This window comes from Pseudomonas sp. 18.1.10, from assembly GCF_024655625.1.
Classification (GTDB): domain Bacteria; phylum Pseudomonadota; class Gammaproteobacteria; order Pseudomonadales; family Pseudomonadaceae; genus Aquipseudomonas.
Window position 1 is genome coordinate 26,328 of sequence record NZ_JANLGL010000053.1, and the last position, 7,030, is coordinate 33,357.

A 7,030-nucleotide genomic window follows, 5' to 3' on the forward strand; every position below is an offset into this window, starting at 1 on the left:
GTCGCCTGCTGCGTCTTACCCCGCACTTAGGAAGCATTATCATTTGTAGTCCGGGGAGGATGTATGCCGTATTCACAGGTCACGAGGTTCAACTACTTACCGCTGGCGGTCGCTTTGATGGCGGCCGGCTTGCCACTGTCCTACGTCCAGGCGGCCACGCCGACAACAAACGCGGCGAACAGCCAACGTATGAGTTTCAATATCGCCGCGCAGTCGCTCACCGACGCGCTGGACCAGTTCGCCCAGCAAAGCGGCTACCAAGTGCTGTACGACGCGGCCCAAGCCAATGGCCTGCGGTCTGCTGAACTGCACGGCGACCATACGCCGCAGCAAGCGCTGGCCATCCTCACCGGCGGCACCCACGCCCGCTACAGCCAGCCGAACGCCAGCAGTTTTGTTATCGACATTGCGGCCAGTGCGAGCGACACCCTGCAATTGGCGCCGGTGAGCATTTCCGGCAAAGCGCCCGGTTCCACCACCGAAGGTACCGGTTCCTACACCACGCAGTCGTCCAGCAGCTCCAACCGCCTGAACATCGCGCTCAAGGAAACCCCGCAGTCCGTCACGGTGATTACCCAACAGCGCATCGCCGACCAAAAGCTCTCGAACCTGACGGACGCCATGGAGGCCACCTCCGGTATCACCGTGGTACGTGAAGGCCAGGGCGCGGATTCCGACGCCTACTACTCGCGCGGTTTCGCCATCAGCAACTTCGAGATCGACGGCGTGCCGACCTCATCCAGGATGGACAACTACACCCAGAACACCGCGATGTACGACCGCGTCGAAGTGGTCCGCGGCGCCACCGGCCTTATAAGCGGCATGGGCCAACCGTCGGCCACCATCAACCTGATCCGCAAGCGCCCCACCGCCACGCCCCAAGCCAGCATCAGCGGCGAAGCCGGCAGTTGGGACCGCTACGGCACCTCGGTGGACGTTTCCGGGCCGCTCAACGACGCCGGCAACATCCGTGGGCGCATGGTTCTGGACTACAAGAACCAGCACTCCTGGGTCGATCGTTATAAACAGGACACCAACCTGGTCTACGGCATCAGCGAATTCGACCTCAGTGACAGCACCCTGCTGACCCTGGGGTTCAGCTACCAGACCGTGCACACCAACGCGCCGCCGCGCAGCGGTTTCCCGCTGTTCGACAGCGCTGGCGGGCGTACGGATTTCAAACGTTCCTACAACACCGCCACCAATTGGTCGTTCTACGATCACGCCCAGACCAGCTACTTCGCGTCACTGGAGCAACAGTTCGATAACGGCTGGAGCGCCAAGCTCGACTTCACCCGCACCGAGAACAAATACGACTCGGCCATCGACTTTCTCTCCGGCAACCCCGACCCGGTCACCGGCCTGGGCGGCGTGGTGATCCCCAACAAATTCCAGGGCAACCCCAAGCAGAACGCGATTGACGCCTATGTCACCGGCCCGTTCGAATTCCTCGGGCGCGAGCATGAATTGATCGCCGGGATGCAGCTGTCGCAAATCCGCAATACCAATGCACCGGACTATGGCGGCTGGATGCGCGCCTGGACCGGCTACGACGGCACCCTCGGGCCGATCTACGACTGGGACGGCAGCGCGCCCAAGCCCGACTTCGAAAAAAAGGGCAAAGAGGACTTCAAGGAAAACCAGTACTCGGCCTACCTGACCTCGCGCTGGCACCTCAATGACGCCACCAGCCTGATCCTTGGCGGGCGCCTGATTAACTGGAAGCAGACTGACGACGTCACCTACACCGCCGCAGGCTACGACGACATCCACCTCGACCGCGAAGAAAACGGCGTGTTCATCCCCTATGGCGGCCTCGTCTACGACCTCAGCGACCGTTGGTCGGTGTACGGCAGCTACACCAAGATCTTCAGCCCGCAAAGCGACCAGACCGTGACCGGCTCCTACCTCGCGCCGCTGGAAGGCACCGGCTATGAGTTGGGCATCAAGGGCAGCTTCAATGACGACACGCTGAACACCAGCCTCGCGTTGTTCCGCCTGGAGCAGGACAACCTCTCACAGCCAGACGGCAACAAGCTGACGCCTACACTGTTCCAGGCCTACAAAGCCGTGCAAGGCACCACCACCCAGGGCGTGGAGCTGGAACTCAACGGCGAACTGGCCCCGGGCTGGAACGCCGCCGGCGGCTACACCTACAGCGTCAGCACCGACGCCGATGACCAACGCATCGCCACGCAAATCCCCCGCCACAGCGCAAAGCTGTTCACCACCTACCGCCTGTCCGGCCCGCTGGACAAACTGACCGTCGGCGGCGGCTTCAACTGGCAGAGCAAAACCGGCTTCGACCTGAGCTACTACACCCAGGAAAGCTACGCCGTGGCCAACCTGATGGCGCGCTACGAAATCACGCCAAGCCTGTCGGCGTCGGTGAACCTCAACAATGTGTTCGACAAGGAGTACTTCACCACCACCAGTGCCGGGGTTTATGGGGCGCCGCGGAATGTGATGACGGGGTTCAAGTACGATTTCTGACGGTGGACGGTGAGCCGAATACATTGCACAATCGGCTCACCAAATGAGCCGAATAGCCTTTTTATTCGGCTCACCCACTCAGGTACTGCTCCATGGACCACCCCTTCTGGGTCTGGCAACACGCCGACTGGCCGCACTTCCACTGGCAACCGGGTCGCCTGGCGGTCTTGTTGCGCGAGTGCGGGCAAGCCCAAGGCAAGCTGCTGGGCATGCTCGGCAGCGTCAGCCAGGCGGTCAACGCGCAGAATGAACTGGATGCGTTACTGCAAAATATCCTGACTTCTTCGGCAATCGAGGGGGAACAGTTGAATGTGGGCTCGGTACGCTCGTCCCTGGCGCGACGTCTGGGTTTGGAGCCGTTGAAGGACGCCCGCGTCAGCCGCCGCAGCGAAGGCCTCGCGGAGTTGACACTGGATGCCACGCAACAATTCGCCCAACCCTTTACCCTCCCCCGCCTGTTGAATTGGCATCATTTGTTGTTCCCGACGCCCGAAGCCGGCTTGGCTGCGCGCGCGCTGAATATCGGCGCATTGCGCGGGGATGAGCCGATGCAGGTGGTGTCGGGCCGGCTTGATCGACCGACGGTGCATTTTGAGGCGCCGCCGCGCAAAGGCCTGGAACACGCGCTGGATGAGTTCCTGCAATGGTTCGAAAGCAGCCGCGACCAACCGGAGCTTGATCCGCTGGTCCGCGCAGGCGTCGCGCACTTCTGGTTTGTCACGCTGCACCCGTTCGACGACGGCAATGGTCGCCTGACCCGCGCCATCACTGACCTGGCATTGGCCCAGGGCGAGCACCAGGCCATTCGTTTTTATGCCATGTCGGCCAGCATCCTTGAGGACCGCGCGGGTTATTACCAGGCGCTGGAGTCGAGCCAAAAGGCCACGCTGGATATCACCGACTGGCTCGAATGGTTCCTCAAGACCCTGCTGCGCAGTGTGCAACAAGCCATGGCGCAGATTGACCGGGTGCTCGACAAGAGCCGGTTCTGGCAGCAGCACCGCGACCTCGTGCTGTCTGCCGAACAGATCAAGGTGCTTAACCGCTTGCTGGATGGCGGAGAGAAGGGCTTTGAGCATGGCATCAGCGCCGCCCAGTACCAGGCCGTGGCCAAGGTGTCGAAAGCGACCGCCACGCGTCACCTGGCTGATCTGCTGGAAAAAAACTGCCTGGTGCGATTGCCCGGCGGAGGCCGTAGTACGCGCTATCAAATTAATGGCCTGAGCGTTTGAGCCGCCCCGCTCATTTGCCCAGAATCCCCATGTCTGCTAGTGTCGCGCCGGTTTACCGTCTACCGGAATAGCCGCCATGGCCCGCAAAAAAGTTGCACTCGATTTCGAACAATCCCTCGCCGACCTGCAAACCCTGGTCGAGCGTCTGGAGAACGGCGAGTTGTCGCTGGAAGACTCGTTGACAGCGTTTGAGCAAGGCATCGGCCTGACCCGCGACTGCCAGAGCGCCTTGGCGCAGGCGGAGCAGAAGGTCCAGGTGCTGCTGGAGCGTGACGGGGAGTTGGCCGAAGAACCCTTCGATGCGGAACAACCGGAATGATCGACGCGTATCAGGCCAGTAGCCAAGCCCGGGTCAATGCGGCGCTGGAGCCCTTGTTTGTTGCGCCAAGCCCCGAACTCAAGCGTCTGTATGAAGCCATGCGCTACAGCGTGATGAATGGCGGCAAGCGCGTGCGCCCGTTGCTGGCGTATGCCGCGTGCGAAGCCTTGGGCGCAACCGCCGAGCAGGCCAATGGCGCCGCCTGTGCGGTGGAGTTGATCCACGCCTATTCCCTGGTACACGACGATTTGCCGGCCATGGACGATGACGATTTGCGTCGCGGCCAGCCGACCACCCATAAAGCCTTTGACGAAGCCTGTGCGATTCTTGCCGGTGACGGCCTGCAAAGCCTGGCGTTCAGCGCCCTGCTGGACCCCGCGCTGAGCGGCGTCAACGCCGAGATCCGCTTGCGCATGGTCACCGCCCTGGCCGTCGCCGCTGGCCCCGCCGGGATGGTTGGCGGTCAAGCCATCGACCTCGGTTCGGTCGGCCAGAAGCTCGATCAACAGGCCCTGGAATACATGCACCGGCACAAGACCGGTGCACTGATCGAAGCCGCCGTGCACCTCGGCGCCCTGGCCAGTGGCCGCGCCGAAGCTGAACAACTCGCGGCGCTGAAGACCTATTCCCGCGCCATCGGCCTGGCGTTCCAGGTGCAGGACGACATCCTCGACGTCGAAAGTGACACCGCCACCCTGGGCAAACGCCAGGGCGCCGACATTGCACGGGACAAACCGACTTATCCGGCACTGCTCGGGCTTGAAGCCGCCAAGGCCTATGCCCTGGAACTGCGCGACCTGGCCCTGGACGCCCTGCGACCTTTCGACGCGGCGGCCGAGCCCCTGCGCGACCTGGCGCGGTATATCGTCGAGCGCCGGCACTGATTGCAGCCGCCATTGCAGCCGCATATCGGCCAAGTTTGGCGCTCTGCGTGGGCAGTTTGCGATGCTTGAGGTAAACTGCCGCCTCTTCTTATACCTATAACGATTCGCCTGATGCCCACGACGTTTCAAGAGATTCCCCGCAAGCGCCCGTCCACGCCCCTGCTCGACCGTGCTGCCACGCCGGCCGGCCTGCGTCGTCTGGGTGAAGCCGAGCTGGAAACCCTGGCCGATGAGTTGCGCCTGGAATTGCTCTACACGGTCGGCCAGACCGGTGGGCACTTCGGTGCCGGCCTGGGCGTCATCGAGCTGACTATCGCCCTGCATTACGTGTTCGACACCCCGGACGACCGGCTGGTGTGGGACGTGGGCCATCAGGCGTATCCGCATAAAATCCTCACCGGCCGTCGCGAGCAAATGGCCAGCCTGCGCCAGAAGGACGGCATTGCCGCCTTCCCGCGTCGCGCCGAGAGCGAGTACGACACCTTTGGCGTCGGCCACTCCAGCACGTCCATCAGCGCCGCACTGGGCATGGCCATTGCCGCCCGCCTGCAAGGCAGCGATCGCAAGGCGATTGCGGTGATCGGTGATGGCGCGCTGACCGCCGGCATGGCCTTCGAAGCGCTGAACCATGCGCCGGAAGTGGACGCCAACATGTTGGTGATCCTCAACGACAACGACATGTCGATCTCGCGCAACGTTGGTGGCCTGTCCAACTACCTAGCCAAGATCCTCTCCAGCCGCACCTACGCCAGCATGCGCGAAGGCAGCAAAAAGGTGCTCTCGCGTCTGCCCGGCGCGTGGGAAATTGCCCGACGTACCGAAGAATATGCCAAGGGCATGCTGGTCCCCGGCACCCTGTTCGAAGAGCTGGGCTGGAACTACATCGGCCCGATCGACGGCCACGACCTGCCGACCCTGATCGCCACGCTGCGCAACATGCGTGACCTCAAGGGCCCGCAGTTCCTGCACATTGTCACCAAGAAAGGCAAAGGCTTCGCCCCGGCGGAAGTCGACCCGATTGGCTACCACGCCATCACCAAGCTGGAACCCGTGGACGCCCCCGCCGCCGCGCCGAAGAAGGCCAGTGGGCCGAAGTATTCCGGTGTGTTCGGCGAATGGCTGTGCGACATGGCCGCCGCCGACCCGCGCCTGGTGGGGATTACCCCGGCGATGAAGGAAGGCTCCGACCTGGTGGCGTTCAGCGAGCGTTTCCCGCTGCGTTACTTCGACGTGGCAATTGCCGAGCAGCACGCCGTCACGTTCGCCGCCGGCATGGCCTGTGAAGGCGCCAAACCGGTGGTGGCGATCTACTCCACCTTCCTGCAACGTGGCTACGACCAGTTGGTGCATGACGTCGCGGTGCAGAACCTCGACGTGCTCTTCGCCATCGACCGCGCAGGCCTGGTGGGCGAAGACGGCCCGACCCACGCCGGCAGCTTCGACTTGTCCTACCTGCGCTGCATCCCCGGCATGCTGGTGATGACGCCGAGCGACGAAAACGAACTGCGCAAGATGCTCAGCACCGGCCACCTGTACAACGGCCCGGCCGCCGTGCGCTACCCGCGCGGCAACGGCCCGAACGCGGTGATCGAGAAGGACCTGGAACCGATCGAGATCGGCAAGGGCATCGTGCGCCGCCAAGGCAGCAAGACCGCCTTCCTGGTGTTTGGCGTGCAATTGGCCGAAGCCTTGAAAGTCGCCGACAAGCTCGACGCCACCGTGGTCGATATGCGCTTCGTCAAACCGTTGGATGAAGCCCTCGTACGCGACATCGCCGCCAGCCATGAACTGCTGGTGACGGTCGAAGAAAACGCCATCATGGGCGGTGCGGGCGCGGCGGTCAGCGAGTTCCTGGCGCGGGAGAACATCCTCAAGTCAGTGCTGCACCTGGGCTTGCCAGATGTGTACGTCGAACACGCGAAGCCGGCGCAGATGCTGGCGGAGTGCGGGTTGGATGAAGCAGGGATTGAGGCATCGGTACTGCAACGTACAGCACTGCTGGGCCTGTAAACCGGATCAAAATGTGGGAGCGGGCTTGCTCGCGAATGCAGTGGATCTGTCTCTTATACACATCTGACGCTGCCGACGATAGTTCAGCTGTG

At 62.8% G+C, this 7,030-nt stretch carries 5 protein-coding genes; all 5 read left to right on the forward strand.

The window, feature by feature from the left end; translation table 11 throughout:
- Nucleotides 1–63 precede the first annotated feature (63 nt).
- The 5 genes from NUV89_RS12010 (at nucleotide 64) to dxs (ending at nucleotide 6,938) form a co-directional block, all read left to right on the forward strand.
- A complete protein-coding gene (locus NUV89_RS12010; protein WP_257781476.1) occupies nucleotides 64–2,493 on the forward strand; it encodes a TonB-dependent siderophore receptor in 2,430 nt (809 codons plus the stop codon).
- A gap of 92 nt (nucleotides 2,494–2,585) precedes the next feature.
- Complete coding sequence (locus tag NUV89_RS12015) at nucleotides 2,586–3,725, forward strand: Fic family protein (protein ID WP_257781477.1); 1,140 nt, start codon at nucleotides 2,586–2,588, stop codon at nucleotides 3,723–3,725.
- Between the two features lie 76 nt (nucleotides 3,726–3,801).
- Nucleotides 3,802–4,044 carry an exodeoxyribonuclease VII small subunit gene (locus NUV89_RS12020; protein ID WP_003176346.1) on the forward strand — a complete coding sequence of 81 codons (243 nt, stop codon included), beginning with the start codon at nucleotides 3,802–3,804 and terminating at the stop codon, nucleotides 4,042–4,044.
- Nucleotides 4,041–4,928 (forward strand): (2E,6E)-farnesyl diphosphate synthase, encoded by an 888-nt coding sequence (ispA, locus tag NUV89_RS12025; RefSeq protein WP_257781478.1) that lies wholly within the window; start codon nucleotides 4,041–4,043, stop codon nucleotides 4,926–4,928. The genes NUV89_RS12020 and ispA overlap by 4 nt, the downstream gene beginning before the upstream one ends.
- A gap of 111 nt (nucleotides 4,929–5,039) precedes the next feature.
- Nucleotides 5,040–6,938 carry a 1-deoxy-D-xylulose-5-phosphate synthase gene (gene dxs, locus NUV89_RS12030; RefSeq protein ID WP_257781479.1) on the forward strand — a complete coding sequence of 633 codons (1,899 nt, stop codon included), beginning with the start codon at nucleotides 5,040–5,042 and terminating at the stop codon, nucleotides 6,936–6,938.
- Nucleotides 6,939–7,030: the final 92 nt, after the last annotated feature.

What these genes read in the sequence shown, in the direction of transcription:
- NUV89_RS12010 (WP_257781476.1), top strand. Translation starts at nt 64, where the DNA reads ATGCCGTATTCACAGGTCACGAGGTTCAACTACTTACCGCTGGCGGTC.
- NUV89_RS12015 (WP_257781477.1), top strand. Translation starts at nt 2,586, where the DNA reads ATGGACCACCCCTTCTGGGTCTGGCAACACGCCGACTGGCCGCACTTC.
- NUV89_RS12020 (WP_003176346.1), top strand. Translation starts at nt 3,802, where the DNA reads ATGGCCCGCAAAAAAGTTGCACTCGATTTCGAACAATCCCTCGCCGAC.
- ispA (WP_257781478.1), top strand. Translation starts at nt 4,041, where the DNA reads ATGATCGACGCGTATCAGGCCAGTAGCCAAGCCCGGGTCAATGCGGCG.
- dxs (WP_257781479.1), top strand. Translation starts at nt 5,040, where the DNA reads ATGCCCACGACGTTTCAAGAGATTCCCCGCAAGCGCCCGTCCACGCCC.